At 74.9% G+C, this 16,181-nt stretch carries 11 protein-coding genes; 4 read left to right on the forward strand and 7 right to left on the reverse strand.

Annotation, left to right across the window (positions count from 1 at the left end; all coding sequences use genetic code 11):
* The first annotated feature begins 18 nt into the window (after nt 1-18).
* The 3 genes from ACWGKU_RS06685 to ACWGKU_RS06695 all read left to right on the forward strand — a co-directional run bounded on the left by ACWGKU_RS06685 (nt 19) and on the right by ACWGKU_RS06695 (nt 3,364).
* On the forward strand, nt 19-669 hold the full coding sequence (locus ACWGKU_RS06685; protein WP_359907105.1) for an amino acid ABC transporter permease: 651 nt from the start codon (nt 19-21) through the stop codon (nt 667-669).
* Nucleotides 666-1,514, forward strand: a complete 849-nt coding sequence (locus tag ACWGKU_RS06690; RefSeq protein WP_401043918.1) for an amino acid ABC transporter permease — start codon at nt 666-668, stop codon at nt 1,512-1,514. Before ACWGKU_RS06685 ends, ACWGKU_RS06690 begins: the two co-directional genes overlap by 4 nt.
* A 122-nt stretch (nt 1,515-1,636) precedes the next feature.
* Nucleotides 1,637-3,364, forward strand: a complete 1,728-nt coding sequence (locus ACWGKU_RS06695) for an FAD-dependent monooxygenase (RefSeq protein ID WP_452180250.1) — start codon at nt 1,637-1,639, stop codon at nt 3,362-3,364.
* A gap of 103 nt (nt 3,365-3,467) precedes the next feature.
* Here ACWGKU_RS06695 and rny read toward each other — a convergent pair whose 3' ends face one another.
* The 7 genes from rny to ACWGKU_RS06730 form a co-directional block, all read right to left on the reverse strand.
* Nucleotides 3,468-4,937: a ribonuclease Y gene (gene rny, locus ACWGKU_RS06700; RefSeq protein WP_452180249.1), complete on the reverse strand. Its 1,470-nt coding sequence runs from the start codon at nt 4,935-4,937 to the stop codon at nt 3,468-3,470.
* A 134-nt stretch (nt 4,938-5,071) separates the two neighbouring features.
* Nucleotides 5,072-6,079: a regulatory protein RecX gene (locus tag ACWGKU_RS06705; protein ID WP_452180248.1), complete on the reverse strand. Its 1,008-nt coding sequence runs from the start codon at nt 6,077-6,079 to the stop codon at nt 5,072-5,074.
* A gap of 4 nt (nt 6,080-6,083) precedes the next feature.
* Complete coding sequence (recA, locus tag ACWGKU_RS06710; RefSeq protein ID WP_401043927.1) at nt 6,084-7,211, reverse strand: recombinase RecA; 1,128 nt, start codon at nt 7,209-7,211, stop codon at nt 6,084-6,086.
* A gap of 198 nt (nt 7,212-7,409) precedes the next feature.
* Nucleotides 7,410-8,636 carry an AI-2E family transporter gene (locus ACWGKU_RS06715; protein WP_452180247.1) on the reverse strand — a complete coding sequence of 409 codons (1,227 nt, stop codon included), beginning with the start codon at nt 8,634-8,636 and terminating at the stop codon, nt 7,410-7,412.
* A gap of 37 nt (nt 8,637-8,673) precedes the next feature.
* Nucleotides 8,674-8,868, reverse strand: a complete 195-nt coding sequence (locus ACWGKU_RS06720) for a DUF3046 domain-containing protein (RefSeq protein ID WP_359907122.1) — start codon at nt 8,866-8,868, stop codon at nt 8,674-8,676.
* A complete protein-coding gene (locus ACWGKU_RS06725) occupies nt 8,865-9,455 on the reverse strand; it encodes a GNAT family N-acetyltransferase (protein ID WP_401054038.1) in 591 nt (196 codons plus the stop codon). Before ACWGKU_RS06725 ends, ACWGKU_RS06720 begins: the two co-directional genes overlap by 4 nt.
* Before the next feature lie 113 nt (nt 9,456-9,568).
* Nucleotides 9,569-11,167 (reverse strand): S8 family serine peptidase, encoded by a 1,599-nt coding sequence (locus ACWGKU_RS06730; RefSeq protein WP_452180246.1) that lies wholly within the window; start codon nt 11,165-11,167, stop codon nt 9,569-9,571.
* A gap of 199 nt (nt 11,168-11,366) precedes the next feature.
* On the opposite strand from ACWGKU_RS06730, the gene ACWGKU_RS06735 reads away from it, so the two are divergent.
* Nucleotides 11,367-16,100, forward strand: a complete 4,734-nt coding sequence (locus ACWGKU_RS06735; protein ID WP_452180245.1) for an ATP-dependent helicase — start codon at nt 11,367-11,369, stop codon at nt 16,098-16,100.
* Nucleotides 16,101-16,181: the final 81 nt, after the last annotated feature.

Consider the following 16,181-nt stretch of genomic DNA (forward strand, 5'->3'; position numbering starts at 1 on the left):
TGAGAGGAGGGCCGCCGGATGGGGTTCCTGTTCGAGGACGACAACTTCGCGTTGTTCCGCGACGGCTTCCTACAGACGATCGAGGTGAGCGCGCTCAGCGCTCTTCTCGCCCTGCTGCTGGGCACCCTGCTGGCGGCCTTCCGGGTCTCCCCGGTGCCGGTCCTGCGCGCCTTCGGCACCGCCTGGGTGACGCTCTTCCGCAACACCCCGCTGACGCTGCTGTTCTTCGCCGTCACCTTCGGCCTGCCGCCGCTGGGCGTGCACTTCAGCCACCTGGCGTTCGCGGTGCTGGCGCTCGGCGGGTACACCGCCTCGTTCGTCTGCGAGGTCATCCGCTCCGGCATCAACACCGTGCCGCTGGGCCAGGCGGAGGCCGCCCGCAGCCTGGGCATGACCTTCGGCCAGACCCTCACCCTGGTCGTCCTGCCGCAAGCCGCCCGGACCGTCCTGGGCCCGATGAGCAGCGTGTTCATCGCCCTGCCCAGGAACTCGGCGATCGCCGGCGCGTTCAGCGTCCCCGAGCTGTACAGCGCCCAGCAGACCTTCTCCGAGCGCGGCTACTCGATCTTCGCCATCTTCTTCTGGGTGGCCTGCGCCTACCTGCTGATCAGCGCCACGGTCGCCACCTTCTTCCGCTTCCTGGAATCCCGACTGGCGGTGGCCCGATGAGCATTCTGAACCGTCAGGCGTCGGCGAGTGTCCTCTACGACACCCCCGGCCCGAAGGCCCGTACCCGGTACCGCATGTTCGGCGTCCTCTCGGTGCTCGGCATCGCCGGTCTCCTCTGGTACGTCTTCAACGCGCTGAACGACAACGGCCAGTTCGACGCCGGCCTCTGGGACGCCTTCCAGTACACCTTCGTCCAGCAGCAGATCGTGGACGGCCTGCTGTCCACCCTGGAGGCCTTCGGGCTCGCGGCAGCCTTCTCGCTCACTCTGGGCGCGCTGCTGGCGGCCGGTCAGCTCTCCGACCACCGGCCGGTCCGCTGGTTCTGCACGGCCTTCACCCAGTTCTTCCGGGCGATGCCGCTGCTGATCCTGATCGTCGGGCTCTACTACGCCTTCTTCGCCCAGCAGCCGATGTGGGCGCTGGTGCTCGGTCTCACCCTCTACAACGGGGCGGTCCAGGCCGAGATCATCCGCAGCGGCGTCAACGCCGTCCCGCGCGGCCAGGGCGAGGCGGCGTACGGGCTCGGCATGCGCAAGACCCAGGTGATGATGTCGATCCTGGTGCCGCAGGCCGTCCGCTCGATGCTGCCCTCGATGATCGGCCAGCTGGTCGTCACCCTCAAGGACACCTCGCTCGGCTTCGTCATCACCTACAGCGAACTGTTGTTCATGGGCAAGAAGATCGCCAGCCAGCCGATCAACGCCGCGGGCTTCCCCTACATCCCCGTGGTGCTCGTGATCGGCCCGATCTACATCGTGATGTGCCTTCTGTTGACCGCGCTCGCACGCTGGATCGAAGCACGTGGCCGTCGCGGCGCGAACCGGCGCACTTCAGCTTCTGCTTGACGGACACGCAGGTGAACTGTTGCATTGCTCTTCGTGACACCTCCCGGGAGCATCCACGCGGCATATGCGGCAGCGGTAACTGACGCCGGCCGATCGGCCGGTTCGCGCCCGGAGGTTCCCTCATGGACCCGGTGATCGTGGTCGGGGCCGGACCGGTCGGTCTGGCCCTGGCCCTCGCCCTGGCCCGGCACGAGGTACCCACCATCGTCCTGGACGAGGGCTCCGGACTCTGTCCCGAGGGCCCGCGCAGCCTCGTGCTCGGCGCCGACACCGCCGCCTTCCTGACCCGGATCGGCTACCCGCGGGCCGCCTCGGACTCCGCGCTGTGGGACTCCTTCGCCGTCTGGCGCCGCCGCCAGGAGGTGCTGCGGATCGACCTCACCGATTCGCCCACCTACCACCTGCCCCAGCACCGCCTCCAGCGCGGGCTGCGCGACGCCCTCACCGGCACCCCGCTGATCAAGCTGGTCCCGCTCAACCGGGTCGTCGAACTCGAACAGGACCGGGACGGCGTCAGCATCCGCACCATGGGCACCCAGGACGGCTCCACCACCTGGTGGCGCGGCAGCCACCTGGTCGGCTGCGACGGCGCCAGATCCACCGTCCGCAAGCTCCTGAAGATCCGTTTCCCCGGCCGCCCGGCGGTCGACCGCAACGCCATCGCCACCGTCCGGGTCGACCTGCCCTTCGACGGCGCCCGCTTGCACCGCGAGCCCCCGTGGCGGGGCGACCGCGAGGCCTCCGCCCGTCCGCTGCCGGACGGCGTCTGGCGGCTCGACTGGCGACTGCCCCCCGGCCGGCCCGCCGCCACCGAGACGGTCGACCCGCACGCCACCTGGCCCGGCATCGTCACCGGCGACACCCTGCTCACCCGGGTCACCTCCACCCTCACCGGCTGGTGCGGCGAGCTGCCCCGCTTCGAACTGCTGGCCGCCGCCGACCACACCGCCCAGCAGCGACTCGCCGCCCGCTTCCGGATCGGCCGCTGCTTCCTGGCCGGCGACGCCGCCCACCTGCACGGCGCGCTCGGCATGCAGAACCTCCCGGACGGGCTGCGCGACGCCGACAACCTCGCCTGGCGGCTGGCCCTCGCCTGGCACCTCCACTCCGGCGGCCCGCAGCCCGGCGGATCGCTGCTGGACGGCTACGAGGCCGAGCGGCGCGGTGCGGTCGGCGCCCGGCTGCGCGCGGTCGACCAGTCCATGCCGCTGCTGCGCCCGCTGCGCGGCTGGCAGCAGACCCGGCGCTCGCTGCTGGTCGGCGGCTTCCGCAAGCACGCCCCGCTGCTCGCCGACGGCCAGCTCGGCACCGGCCGGTTCGGCGGCGCGCCCGCCTACCCGGCGGCGCCCTCCGGCGTCCCCGGCCGGGTCCCGGTGCAGCGCGGCGCGCGCGGCACCACCTCGCTCAGCGAGCTGCTGCCCGCCACCGCCCCCGGGGTGCTCGTCCCGGACCTTCCGGTGCTCGCCGACGACGGCACCCCCGACCACCTGCACGCCCGGCTCGGCACCACCTTCCTGCTGCTGCTGGTCGCCCCCGGCACCGCCGTCTGGTCCTCCGAGCACTGGCTCGGCGCCGGCCTGATGCCCCGCCTCGCCGAGGTCGCCGCCGCGCTGCCCGTCCCCGCCGAGGTGCTGGTCACCGAGGACTACCCGGGCGCCGGCCCGCACACCGTCCTGCTGATCCGCCCGGACGGCCACCTCGTCGGCGTCACCCAGGGCGCCGTCGCCGAGGACCTCCTCGCCCTCGCCGACCGCGCCCGCGGCGGCCCGGCCACGCTCACCCCGGCCCCCGACCCGGCCGAGCAACCCGCGCCCCACGAGGTGGACTCCCCGAGCCAGGGCGTGTCCTGACGGGTCCTGGCGGGTCATGGCGGGTCATGGCGGGACGGCCCGGCCGGTCCTGGCAGGTCTAGGCAGGTCTAGGCAGGTCTGGCAGGTCTCCTGGCGGGGCGTCCTAGCCGGCCACCGCCGTGGCCCGGCTCTCACGGACCACCGTCACCCGGATCCGGCCCGGGTAGGTCAGCTCGGTCGAGAACTGGCGGGCGACCTCACGGGCGATCAGCTCCGCGCCCAGGTCGTCCACCGCGTCCGGGCGGACCATCACCCGGACCTCGCGGCCGGCCTGCATCGCGTACACCTCGGCCACGCCCTGGTGCGAGCGCGCGATCTCCTCCAGCCGCGCCAGCCGCCGCACGTACAGCTCCAGCGACTCCTTGCGCGCGCCCGGCCGACCGCCCGAGCAGCCGTCCGCGGCCTGGGTCAGCACGGCCGTCACCGTCCGGGGATCGACCTCGTTGTGGTGGGCGGCGATCGCGTGCACCACCTCGGGGGATTCGCCGTACCGCCGGGCGAGCTCCGCGCCCACCGCCGCGTGGCTGCCCTCCGACTCATGGGTGAGCGCCTTGCCGATGTCGTGCAGCAGCGCCGCGCGCCGCACCGGCTCCGGGTCCACCCCGAGCTCGGCGGCCATCATCCCGGCCAGGTGCGCGGACTCCAGCAGGTGCCCGAGCACGTTCTGCCCGTACGACGCCCGGTAGCGCAACGAGCCCAGGGTGCGGACGAGTTCGGGGTGCATCGCGCCGACCCGGGCGTCCAGCAGGGCGTCCTCGCCGGCCCGGACGCAGCGCTGCCCGACCTCCTCGCGGCTGCGCTCGTGCAGGTGCTCGATCCGGGTCGGGTGGATCCGGCCGTCCTCGACCAGCTGCTCCAGGGTGAGCCGGGCGGTCTCCCGGCGGACCGGGTCGAAGCAGGACAGCTGCACCGACTCGGGGGTGTCGTCGACGATCAGGTTCACGCCGGTGACCGCCTCGAAGGCCCGGATGTTGCGGCCCTCCCGACCGATGATCCGGCCCTTGATGTCCTCGTTGGGCAACGGCAGGACGGTGACGGCGCTCTCCATCGTCTGCTCCGTCGCCAGCCGCTGGATCGCCCCGGCGACGATGTCCCGGGCCCGGCGCTCGCCCTCCTCCTTGGCCTCGCGCTCGATCTCCCGGACGGTGACCGCGGCCTCCCGCCGGACCGACTCCTCGGCCTCCCGCAGGAGTTCGGCGCGGGCCTGCTCGGCGGAGAGCCCGGCGGCCCGCTCCAGCGCCGCCACCCGGCGGGCGACCAGCGCCTCGGACTCGCTCCGGGACCGCTCCAACTCGGCCGAGCGCTCCGCCAGTTCGTCCTCGCGGCGGCGCAGCCTGCGCAGCTCCTCGGCCATGTCCTGCTCGCGCCGGGCGAGTTCGGCCCGCTGCCCGGCGCTCTGCTCCTCGGCCCGCCGACGGGCCTGCTCGGCCTCGGCCAGCGCGCTGTGCCGGGCCGCCCGGAGCCGCCTGATCACCAGCCCGGCGGCCACCGCGAACACCAGCAGCAGGAACGCGGCCGATCCGGCGACCGCCACCAGCGAGCCGCCCGGGCCGGTGCCCGCCGAGATCCCCATGTGCCGCCCACTCCCCCGTCGCCGCGCGGGCCGCCGTACGGAGGCGCCCCGGGAACTGATGGCGAGGCTAGGTGGGGGTCATGAAAGGGTCAAGGGTTGACCTGGTTCACTCCAGGACGCCTACAGAACTGCCACTACTCCCGACCCGACAGTTCACTCCGCTCCTCCTCCAGCGCACTGCGCACCACCCGGAACGCCAGTCCCTCGGAGTAGCCGCGCCGGGCCAGCATCCCGACCAGCCGCCGGGTGCGCACCTGTGCGTCCAGCCCTCGGGTGGAGCGCAGCCTGCGCTCCACCAGCGCCCGGGCCGCGTCCGTCTCGTCGTCGTGGTCGACCTGGGCGACGGCCTGCTCGACCAGGTCGGCGGCGACGCCCTTGGTGCGCAGCTCCTGGGTCAGCGCCCGCCGGGACAGGCCCCGGACGGCGTGCCGGGACTCCACCCAGGCCGCGGCGAAGGCCGCGTCGTCGATCAGCCCGACCTCTTCGAGCCGGGTGAGCACCTCGTCGGCGACCTCGTCCGGGATCTCCCGCTTGCGCAGGGCGTCGGCGAGCTGCTTGCGGGTCTTGGCGGCGCCGGTCAGCAGCCGCAGGCAGATGTCCCGCGCGCGGGTCTCCGGATCGACCGACTCCTCGGCCTGCTTCCGGGAGGCACGGCCGGTGCCCTCCTCCCCGGACGGCCCGGCCGCGGAACGGCCCCGACGGGCGCCGCGACGGGAGGCCGAGGCGGCCGCACCCCCGTGACCGGCCGCCTCGCCTCCGCCCCGGCCGCTCTCCACGGCCGCCGGTGCCGAAGCGGGCCCCGCCGCTTCGAGTTCCTCGGCCTCCCGGGCCGAGCGCCGTCGTCGGCGGCCGGTGGGCAGCTCGGAGGCGGAGACCAGGCCGAGCGCCTCGACCGATGCTTCCGCCGGCTCCGGCCCGGGCGCCGCGCCGCGCACCGCCCGGTCCGGAGCCAGGTCGAACTCCGGCTCGGGGCCGGATGCCCACTGCGTGGTGGAGCGGCGGTCGCGCCGGGAGGGCCTCCGCCCGGGCCTCTCGGCCGCCGGCTCCGGTTCCTCCGCGACCGCGGCGAACCAGTCCGGCGGGCCGTAGTCGTCGTCCTCCGGGCCCGCCGGGCCGCCGCCCACCGTGTCGTACTGCGTCAACGGATCAGGCCTTGGCCGCCGCCGTCTTCTTCGCCGCGGCCGTCTTGGTGGCGGTCGCGGTGATCGGCTTGGCGGCGCCGTCGGCGGCGGGAGCAGCAGCGGCGGCGTCGGCCCCGCTCTCGGCCGGCTCCTCCACCTTCGGGCCGATGCCGAGCTTGCCCTTGATCTTCCGCTCGATCTCGTCGGCGAGCTGCGGGTTGTCCCGCAGGAAGTTGCGGGCGTTCTCCTTGCCCTGGCCGAGCTGGTCGCCCTCGTAGGTGTACCAGGCGCCCGACTTGCGGATGAAGCCGTGCTCCACGCCCATGTCGATCAGGCCGCCCTCGCGGCTGATGCCCACGCCGTAGAGGATGTCGAACTCGGCCTGCTTGAACGGCGCGGCGACCTTGTTCTTGACCACCTTGACGCGGGTGCGGTTGCCGACCGCCTCGGTGCCGTCCTTCAGGGTCTCGATCCGGCGGATGTCGAGGCGGACCGAGGCGTAGAACTTCAGCGCCCGGCCACCCGTCGTGGTCTCCGGCGAACCGAACATCACGCCGATCTTCTCGCGCAGCTGGTTGATGAAGATCGCGGTGGTGTTCGACTGGTTCAGCGCACCGGCGATCTTGCGCAGCGCCTGGCTCATCAGTCGGGCCTGCAGACCGACGTGCGAGTCGCCCATCTCGCCCTCGATCTCGGCGCGCGGCACGAGCGCCGCGACCGAGTCGATGATCACCAGGTCGATCGCGCCGGAGCGGATCAGCATGTCGGTGATCTCCAGCGCCTGCTCACCGGTGTCCGGCTGGCTGACCAGCAGGGCGTCGGTGTCCACGCCGAGCTTCTTGGCGTACTCCGGGTCGAGCGCGTGCTCCGCGTCGACGAACGCGACCGTGCCGCCGGCCTTCTGGGCGTTGGCGGCCAGGTGCAGGGTCAGGGTGGTCTTGCCGGAGGACTCGGGGCCGTAGATCTCGACCACCCGGCCGCGCGGGATGCCGCCGACCCCAAGGGCGACGTCCAGGGCGGTGGACCCGGTGGAGATCACCTCGACCGGCTCGTTGGCCTTCTCGCCGAGGCGCATCACCGAGCCCTTGCCGAACTGCCGCTCGATCTGGGCGAGAGCGGTCTCCAGGGCCTTCTCGCGGTCCGTACCTGCCATGGCTTTTTCCCTCGGGTTCTGTGCTGTGCGCTTCATCGTCCTCGACGCTAGCGCGTCCCACTGACAAACGGGCTCGATCGGGCTCGGCCTGTGGAAAACTCCTCGCCGGAGAGTACAAAGAACATCTGTTCGATTCAAGCGTCGCACGTCCGGGCCGTGCCGCCCCCGGGGACACCCCCCCCGGGGCGGCGCCCCGGGTCACTCCCCGCGCCTCGTCCCGTCCCCGCCGACCATCCGGCGCAGCCGCCGGGCCGCCTCCCGGCGCAGCTCCCGCCGCGCCCGCCGCTGCTCGCCCCGGTCGATCCGCGGATCGGTGGCCACCTCGTACCGCCGCACGTACGTCCCCACGAAGCCCTGGAGCGTGGCCGCCGCCGGGATCGCGATCACCGCGCCGACCGCGCCGAGCAGCGCCGCGCCCGCGATCACCGAGCCGAAGGCCACCGCCGGGTGCACGTCCACCGTCCGCGCGGTGATCCGCGGCTGCAGCAGGTAGTTCTCGACCTGCTGGTAGACCACCACGAAGACCAGCACCCAGAGCGCGTCCACCGGCTCCACCGTCAGCGCCACCAGCACCGGCAGCGTCCCGGCCAGGTACGTCCCGAGGGTCGGCACGAACTGCGACATGACGCCGACCCAGACCGCCAGCGCCGCCGCGTACGGCAGGTCCAGCAGCTCGAACATCACCCAGTGCCCGGCGGCCGACACCACCGCGAGCAGCGCCCGGGAGTACAGGTAGCCGCCGGTCTTGGCGAGCGCGATCTCCCAGGCCCGCAGCACCTCGCCCTGCTTGGCGGGCGGCAGCATCGAACAGACCGTCCGGCGCACCCGCGGGCCCTCGGCGGTGAAGTAGAAGGTGAACAGCCCGACCGTGAAGGCCTGGAAGAGCCCGCCGATCACGGTGGACGAGACGCCCCAGACATTGTCGGCGGCCTGCTGGACGTAGTTCTCGATGGTGCCGGAGTCCTTGAGCAACCGATTCTGCAACTCGCCCAGCGAGAGGTCCTGGTGGAAGGTCCGGTTGATCCAGCCGATCAGATTGTCGACCAGGTGCGGAAGGTCCCCCGCGATCTTCGCCACCTGGTCGACCAGCAGCGTGCCGAGCGCGGCGAGGAAGCCCACCACCGCGGCCCCGACCGCCACGAACACCAGGAAGGTCCCCACCCCCCGGCGCACCCCCCGCGCCGCCATCCGGTCCACGGCCGGCTCCAGCGCCAGCGACAGGAAGAACGACACCAGCAGCATCACGAACAGGTCGATCAGCTGCCGGAACGCCCAGTCGGCGAGCTGGAACACCCCCACCAGCACCAGGAACAGCACCATCGCCCGCGGCAGCCAGCGCGGCATCCCGCCGCCCCAGAGCCCCCCGCCCACCGGAGCGCGCTCGGCACTCCGGTCCGAATTCTTCTGCTCTGCGCTATTTGTCACCCGAACAGTCTGTCCCATGCCGCCCGGAGGCCGGCACTCAGCGCAGCACGCCGGACACGCCCTGGGTGTCGCAGACCACGCGCCAGACGTCCTTGGCCTCCCAGCCCGACTCCAGCGCCTGGCGCACCGTCCGCCCGCCCAGCTCGCTCATCACGTGGTCGGTCGCGAACGACTCCGCGTACGACTCCCCGAAGTGCGCGTACATCCGTCGCCAGAAATCCGTCAGCCTCATGCCCCGAGTATCCCGGACCGCGCCCGCCAGTCCCCGGCCGTCAGCGCGTACTCGACCTCACCGTGCTCACTGCCCGGGATCGGCTCCGGGCAGTCCTCGCGGAACGTACGGACGTACGAGAGCCCGCTCTTCTCCATCACCCGCCGCGAGCCCGCGTTCACCGTCATGGTGTACGCCACCACCCGCTCCACCCCCAGCTCCGCGAACCCGCGCCGGACCAGCGCCCGCGCTCCCTCCGTCGCGTACCCGCGCCCCCACGCGGCCCGCCGCAGGCGGTACCCGAGCTCGACCTCCCCGCGCTCCCCCTCCCGCGTCGGCCGGAACTCGAACCACCCCAGGAACGCCCCGCCCGCCCGCTCCTCGGCCGCCCACCAGCCGAGGTCGCCGTACCGCCGGTAGTGCTCCAGGTACTGCGGCAACAACTCCCCCTCGACCCACTCCCGCGGGCTCGGCCTCCCCCCGGTGAGGAAGCGCATCACCGCGGGGTCCCCGTCCAGCTCCACGAGCCGGTCCGCGTCCGCCGCCGTGAAGCGCCGCAGCACCAGCCGCTCGGTCGTCAGGAACACCGCCGCGTCCGATTCACCCATGCCCCGATCCTCACCCCCGTCCCGCCGCCCCGTCACCTGCTTTTCCCCGCCCCCACCACCCGACGGGCGCGCGGGGCGCAGCCCGCGCGCCCGCAACGGAAACCGCGTCCCCGTCACCGGGGCAGCGCCAGCAGCCCCGCACCGAAGTACTGCCGCTCCCCGCAGCCGAACACCCCCGCAGGACACCCGGGCGCCGCCGCCCCCGCCAGCACCCCCGCCAACCCGTCCGCCCCCAGCTCCGGCCGCAGGGCCGCCACCACCGCCACCGCCCCGGTCACGTGCGCGGCCGCCATCGAGGTCCCCGCCAGCGCGGCGTACCGCCCGTCCGGCCAGTCGGAGACGATCGCGCCCTGCGGCCCGCCGTCCGGGTCGCCCCCCGGCGCGGCCAGCGAGACCCGTCCGCGCCCGTAGTTGGAGTAGCCCGCCGGGTGCCCGTCCCGGTTGACCGCGGTGACGGTGACCACCCCGGGCAGCTCGCCGGGCAGCCGTACGCACTCGGTGCCCAGGTGGCGGACGGGCGCCGGCCCCGAGACCCGGTCGTTGGGGCTCCGGTCGTCGGTCCGCCCGGCGCCGAGGTCCTGCCCGTCGTTGCCCGCCGAGGCGACCACCACCGCCCCCTTCCGCCGGGCGTACCCGACGGCCCGCCCGACGGCCGCGGTCAGTGCGGCCTGGTCCCGGTCCTCGGGGCAGTTGTACTTCCACGGGTCGGTGAAGTAGCTGTTGTTGATCGCCCTGGCCCCGTGGTCGGCGGCCCAGAGCATGCCGCAGACGATGTTCTCGGCGTAGTACTGCCCGAGCGGCCCGAGCAGCCGGACGGCGGCGATCCGTACGCCCGGCGCGACCCCGGTGACGCCGTGGCCGTCCCGGGTGGCACCCACGATCCCGGCGACGTGCGTGCCGTGGCCGCTCTCGACCACCCCGGGGTCCGGCCGCCAGGCGCCGGTCCGGGCGTCGGGCCGGCCGTCCGCGCAGGAGGCGGAGGCCTTGGGGTCGACGGCGGCACGCAGGTCCGGGTGGGTGTCGTCGACACCGGAGTCCAGCACGGCGACCAGCACCTTGTGCAGCACGGCATCGCCCGGCACCGCACCCCCGGCCGGCGCCGAACCCCCGCCCCGCACCGCGCCTGCGGCCGGCGGCGCGCCACCGGACACCGCCGAGGCATCGCCCGCCCGGACGCCGGCGCCCCCGACCATGGCGAGGTTCCAGGCGCCCGCCTCCCCCGGATCGGGCACCGTCATGGTCCCGGAGTCCGCCCGGTCACCACCGCGCGGAAGGACGTCCCCGCTCCGCCCCGTCCCGGCCGCCGGCCCCGCGCCGGTGCCCGCCGAGAAGTCGCCCGCCCCCGCCACCGCCCGCGGCGGCGCGACCACCGGCGCGGTCCTGGTCGCCCCGACGGCGGCGATCCCGGGCCGGGCCCGCACCCGGTCGGCGAACGGGCCGGTCGCGTACACCAGCGCGGCCCCGATCTGCGGGTACTCCTGGACCACCTGCCCGCCCGCGGCCCGGCTCTCCGCACCGGCCCGGGCCGCGCCGGCGGCGTCCTCGCCCTCGGCCAGCACCAGGTAGCTGAGGTACGCCCGCCCCGATCCGGACACGTACGGGACGGCGCCACCCACCACGAGCGCCGTGAGCAGCATCGCGAGCAGCGCCCGGGCGGGCCCGCCGACCCGGCGGCGCCGGACGGTCCCGCCCGACGGGTGCACCTGCGCCATCGCACGGTCTCCGCTCGTCGGTCCGGTGGGTCACGGCTGGATCAAGCATCCGATTCCTCACCATATGAGCGGATTGTTATTTCTGCTCCCCGGCTTGCACCCCTCCACCGCACCTCCCGCCCGCCCCGCCCGGACCGCCCGCCCGGACCCCCGTCCCGGCCCACCTCCACTTGTCGGTCCCACCCGGCACCATGGGGGCATGGCGCCCCAGCACCCGACCCCGCCCGCCGACGACCCCCTGGCCGGTTTCGCCCCGGCCACCCGGGCCTGGTTCACCGGCGCCTTCTCCGCCCCCACCGCCGCCCAGTCCGAGGCCTGGCGGGCCATCCAGCGGGGGACGGACGTCCTGGTGGTCGCCCCCACCGGCTCCGGCAAGACGCTGGCCGCCTTCCTCTCCGCCCTCGACCGCCTCAGCACCACCCCGCCCCCCGCCGAACCCAGACGCCGCTGCCGGGTCCTCTACGTCTCGCCGCTCAAGGCGCTCGCGGTGGACGTCGAACGGAACCTGCGCGCCCCGCTGGCCGGCCTGCGCCAGGCCGCCGTCCGGCTCGGCCTGCCCGAACCGGAGGTCCAGGTCGCCATCCGCTCCGGCGACACCCCGGCCGCCGACCGCCGCCGCTTCGCGACCCACCCGCCGGACATCCTGATCACCACCCCCGAGTCGCTGTTCCTGCTGCTCACCTCCGCCTCCCGGGAGGCCCTGCGCGGCGTGGACACGGTGATCCTGGACGAGGTGCACGCGGTCGCCGGCACCAAGCGCGGCGCGCACCTCGCGCTCAGCCTGGAGCGGCTGGACGAGCTGCTGGACCGCCCGGCCCGCCGGATCGGCCTGTCCGCGACGGTCCGCCCGGTCGAGGAGGTGGCCCGCTTCCTGAGCCCCCGGCGCGGCGCCGCCGTGGTCCAGCCCGCCTCCGAGAAGGACTTCGACCTCTCGGTGGTCGTCCCCGTCCCCGACCTGGACGACCTGCCCGCCGCCCCGGCCACCGGCGGCTCCGCCGGCACCGACCCGCAGCGGCTGGGGGCACCTCCCGGCCGCCAGGCCGGGGGCGCGTCGATCTGGCCGCACGTCGAGGAGCGGATCGTCGACCTGGTCGAGGCGCACCGCTCGACCATCGTCTTCGCCAACTCCCGCCGGCTGGCCGAGCGGCTGTGCAACCGGCTGAACGAGATCGCCTATGAGCGCGCCACCGGCACCGCCGTCCCCGGGGCGCACGCCCCGGCCGAGCTGATGGGCGGCTCGGGCGCGGCCAAGGGCGCGCCCCCGGTGATCGCCCGGGCCCACCACGGCTCCGTCTCCAAGGAGCAGCGGTCGCTCGTCGAGGAGGAGTTGAAGGCCGGCCGGCTGCCCGCCGTGGTCGCCACCTCCAGCCTGGAGCTGGGCATCGACATGGGCGCCGTCGAGCTGGTCGTCCAGGTCGAGTCCCCGCCCTCGGTCGCCTCCGGCCTGCAGCGGGTCGGCCGGGCCGGCCACCAGGTCGGCGCCGTCTCCACCGGTGTCTTCTTCCCCAAGTACCGGGGGGACCTCGTGCAGTCCGCCGTGGTCACCGAGCGGATGCGGGCCGGCCGGATCGAGTCGCTGCGCATCCCGCGCAACCCGCTGGACGTGCTCGCCCAGCAGCTGGTCGCGATGACGGCCCTGGACGTCTGGCCGGTGGACGAGCTGCTCGCCGTGGTCCGCCGCGCCGCCCCCTTCGCCACCCTCCCGCAGTCCGCGTTCGACGCCGTGCTCGACATGCTGGCCGGCCGCTACCCCTCGGACGCCTTCGCCGAGCTGCGCCCCCGCCTGGTGTGGGACCGGGTGGCCGGCACGGTGACCGGCCGCCCCGGCGCCCAGCGGCTGGCCGTCACCTCCGGCGGCACCATCCCCGACCGCGGCCTGTTCGGCGTCTTCATCGTCGGCACCACCGCGTCCGATTCGAAGACGGGGAAGAAGGGCGGCGGCCGGGTCGGGGAGCTCGACGAGGAGATGGTCTACGAGTCCCGCGTCGGCGACGTGTTCACCCTCGGCACCACCTCCTGGCGGATCGAGGAGATCACCCACGACAAGGTGCTGGTCACCCCGGCTCCCGGCGTCCCCGGCCGGCTCCCGTTCTGGAAGGGCGACACCCTCGGCCGTCCGCTCGAACTCGGCCGCGCCCTCGGCGCCTTCACCCGCGAACTGGGTGCCCTCCGGCCCGAGGCCGCCACCGAGCGCCTCCAGCAGGCCGGCCTGGACGACTGGGCGGCCGCCAACCTGCTGGACTACCTGGCCGAGCAGCGCGCCGCCTGCGGCCACCTCCCGGACGACCGCACCATCGTGGTCGAGCGCTTCCGGGACGAGCTCGGCGACTGGCGGATCGTCATCCACTCCCCCTTCGGCGCCCAGGTGCACGCCCCCTGGGCGCTCGCCCTCGGCGCCCGGCTGCGCGAGAAGCACGGCCTGGACCCGCAGGTCATGCACGCCGACGACGGCATCGTGCTGCGCCTGCCCGACGCCGACCTGCTGGCCGCCGACTTCGACTTCGGCGGCCCCCCGGAGCAGGCGGTCGCGGACGAAGCGCCGGTCGGCGCCGACGCCGCCCTGTTCGACCCCGGCGAGATCGAGCAGCTGGTCACCGACCAGGTCGGCGGCTCCGCCCTGTTCGCCTCCCGCTTCCGGGAGTGCGCCGGCCGCGCCCTGCTGCTCCCCCGCCGCAGCCCCGGCCGCCGCACCCCGCTCTGGCAGCAGCGCCAGCGCGCCGCCCAGTTGCTCGAAGTCGCCTCCGAGTACGGCTCGTTCCCGATCGTCCTGGAGGCCGTCCGGGAGTGCCTGCAGGACGTGTTCGACGTCCCCGGCCTGGTCGAACTGATGGGCGATCTGGAGTCCCGCGCCGTCCGCCTGGTCGAGGTCACCACCGCGGAGCCCTCGCCCTTCGCCCGCTCGCTGCTGTTCGGCTACGTCGCCCAGTTCCTCTACGAGGGCGACTCCCCGCTCGCCGAGCGCCGTGCCGCCGCCCTCTCGCTCGACTCCCGGCTGCTGTCCGAACTCCTCGGCCAGGCCGAGCTGAGCGAACTGCTCGACCCGCAGGTGCTCACCGAGCTGGAGGCCGAGCTCCAGCGCCTCACCCCCGAGCGCCGGATCAAGGACGCCGAGGGTGTCGCCGACGCCCTGCGCCTGCTCGGCCCGCTCACCGAGGCCGAGTTGACGCTCCGCGGCGCCGATCCGCTCTGGGCCCTGGAGCTGGAGGCGGCCCGCCGGGTGATCCAGGTCCGGATCGCCGGCGAGCAGCGCTGGACGGCGATCGAGGACGCCGGACGGCTGCGCGACGCGCTGGGCACGCCGCTGCCGGTGGGTGTCCCGGAGGCCTTCACCGAACCGGTCAAGGATCCGCTGGGCGATCTGATCGCCCGCCACGCCCGCACCCACGGCCCGTTCACCGCCGCGGAGGCCGCCGCCCGCTACGGCCTGGGCGGCGCCGTGGTCGCCGGCACCCTGCACCGCCTGACCGCCGCCGGCCGTCTGGTCCAGGGCCGCTTCAGGCCCGCCGAGAGCCACACCGCCCCCGAGTGGTGCGACGCCGAGGTGCTGCGCCGGTTGCGCCGCCGCTCGCTGGCGGCCCTGCGCCAGGAGGTCGAGCCGGTCCCGCCGCGCGCCCTGGCCGCCTTCCTGCCGCAGTGGCAGCACCTGTCCGGCCACCGGCTGCGCGGCCCGGACGGCCTGCTGCGGGTGGTCGAGCAGCTCCAGGGCACCGCCCTGCCCGCCTCCGCGCTGGAGAAGCTGATCCTCCCGGCCCGGCTCACCGACTACTCCCCCGGTCTGCTGGACGAGCTGATGGCGGCCGGCGAGGTCGGCTGGTGCGGGGCCGGCGCGCTGCCCGGCAAGGACGGCTGGCTCAGCCTGCACCTCGCCGAGAACGCCCACCTGCTGCGCCCCGAGCCCGTTCCGCCCGCGCTCACCCCGGTGCACAGCGCCCTGATGTCCGCGCTGGCCGGCGGCTACGGCCTGTTCTTCCGCCAGCTCGTCCAGCAGTTGCCGGAGGAGACCGCCGAGGCGGAGATCGTCGAGGCGCTCTGGGACCTGGTCTGGGCCGGTCACGTCACCAACGACACCCTCGCCCCGCTGCGCGCCCTGCTCGGCTCCGGCCGGACGGCCGGCGCCACCGCCCACCGCGCGCCGAGGTCCACCCCGCGCGGCCGCTACGGCGGCGCCGGCCGCGCCTTCGGCCGGGTCGGCGGCGCCCTGCGCAGCGGCCCGCCGACGGTGGCCGGCCGGTGGTCGCTGCTGCCCGCCTTCGCCGCCGACCCGACGGTCCGGGCCACCGCCCGGGCGCAGAGCCTGCTGGACCGGCACGGCCTGCTCACCCGGGGCACGGTGGCGGCCGAACGGGTGCCCGGCGGCTTCGCCGGCGTCTACCGGGTGCTCGCCGCGATGGAGGAGCGCGGCCGGGCCCGCCGGGGCTACTTCGTCGAGGGCCTGGGCGGCGCCCAGTTCGCCATGGAGGGCGCGGCGGACCGGCTGCGCTCGGTGAACGGCCGGCTGGAGCGGGCCCGGGCCGCCGAGTGGCCGGCCGCCCCGGTGGGCGAGCCGCCGCAGACGCTGGTGCTGGCGGCAGCGGACCCGGCCAACGCGTACGGCGCCGCCCTGCCCTGGCCCGAGCCGCCCACCGCCCCCGGCGGCAAGGAGTCCACCGCCCACCGCCCGGGGCGCAAGGCGGGCGCCCTGGTGGTCCTGGTGGACGGCGAGCCGGCGCTGTACGTCGAGCGCGGCGGCAAGTCCCTGCTGGCCTGGCCGCAGGACGGAGCCACCCTGGCCCTGGCGGCCGGGGCGCTCGCGGCCGCCGTCCGGGAGGGCGCGCTCGGCAGCGTGACGGTCGAGCGGGCCAACGGCGAGCCCGCCCTCGGCTCGGATCTCGGCCGCGCCCTGGAGGAGGCCGGCTTCCACGCCACCCCGCGCGGCCTGCGCCTGCGCCCCTGACCGCGCGGTTCCGGCCCCGCCGCGGGGGCCGGCGGGGAACGCCGAAAGGCCGGAGGCCGCGGGGTCGGGCCCCGCGGCCTC

This window comes from Kitasatospora sp. NPDC054768 (assembly GCF_053612025.1).

Coding starts and splice junctions, on each gene's coding strand:
- ACWGKU_RS06685 (WP_359907105.1), top strand. CDS start 19: ATGGGGTTCCTGTTCGAGGACGACAACTTCGCGTTGTTCCGCGACGGC.
- ACWGKU_RS06690 (WP_401043918.1), top strand. CDS start 666: ATGAGCATTCTGAACCGTCAGGCGTCGGCGAGTGTCCTCTACGACACC.
- ACWGKU_RS06695 (WP_452180250.1), top strand. CDS start 1,637: ATGGACCCGGTGATCGTGGTCGGGGCCGGACCGGTCGGTCTGGCCCTG.
- rny (WP_452180249.1), bottom strand. CDS start 4,937: ATGGGGATCTCGGCGGGCACCGGCCCGGGCGGCTCGCTGGTGGCGGTC.
- recA (WP_401043927.1), bottom strand. CDS start 7,211: ATGGCAGGTACGGACCGCGAGAAGGCCCTGGAGACCGCTCTCGCCCAG.
- ACWGKU_RS06720 (WP_359907122.1), bottom strand. CDS start 8,868: ATGAGGCTGACGGATTTCTGGCGACGGATGTACGCGCACTTCGGGGAG.
- ACWGKU_RS06725 (WP_401054038.1), bottom strand. CDS start 9,455: ATGGGTGAATCGGACGCGGCGGTGTTCCTGACGACCGAGCGGCTGGTG.
- ACWGKU_RS06730 (WP_452180246.1), bottom strand. CDS start 11,167: ATGGCGCAGGTGCACCCGTCGGGCGGGACCGTCCGGCGCCGCCGGGTC.
- ACWGKU_RS06735 (WP_452180245.1), top strand. CDS start 11,367: ATGGCGCCCCAGCACCCGACCCCGCCCGCCGACGACCCCCTGGCCGGT.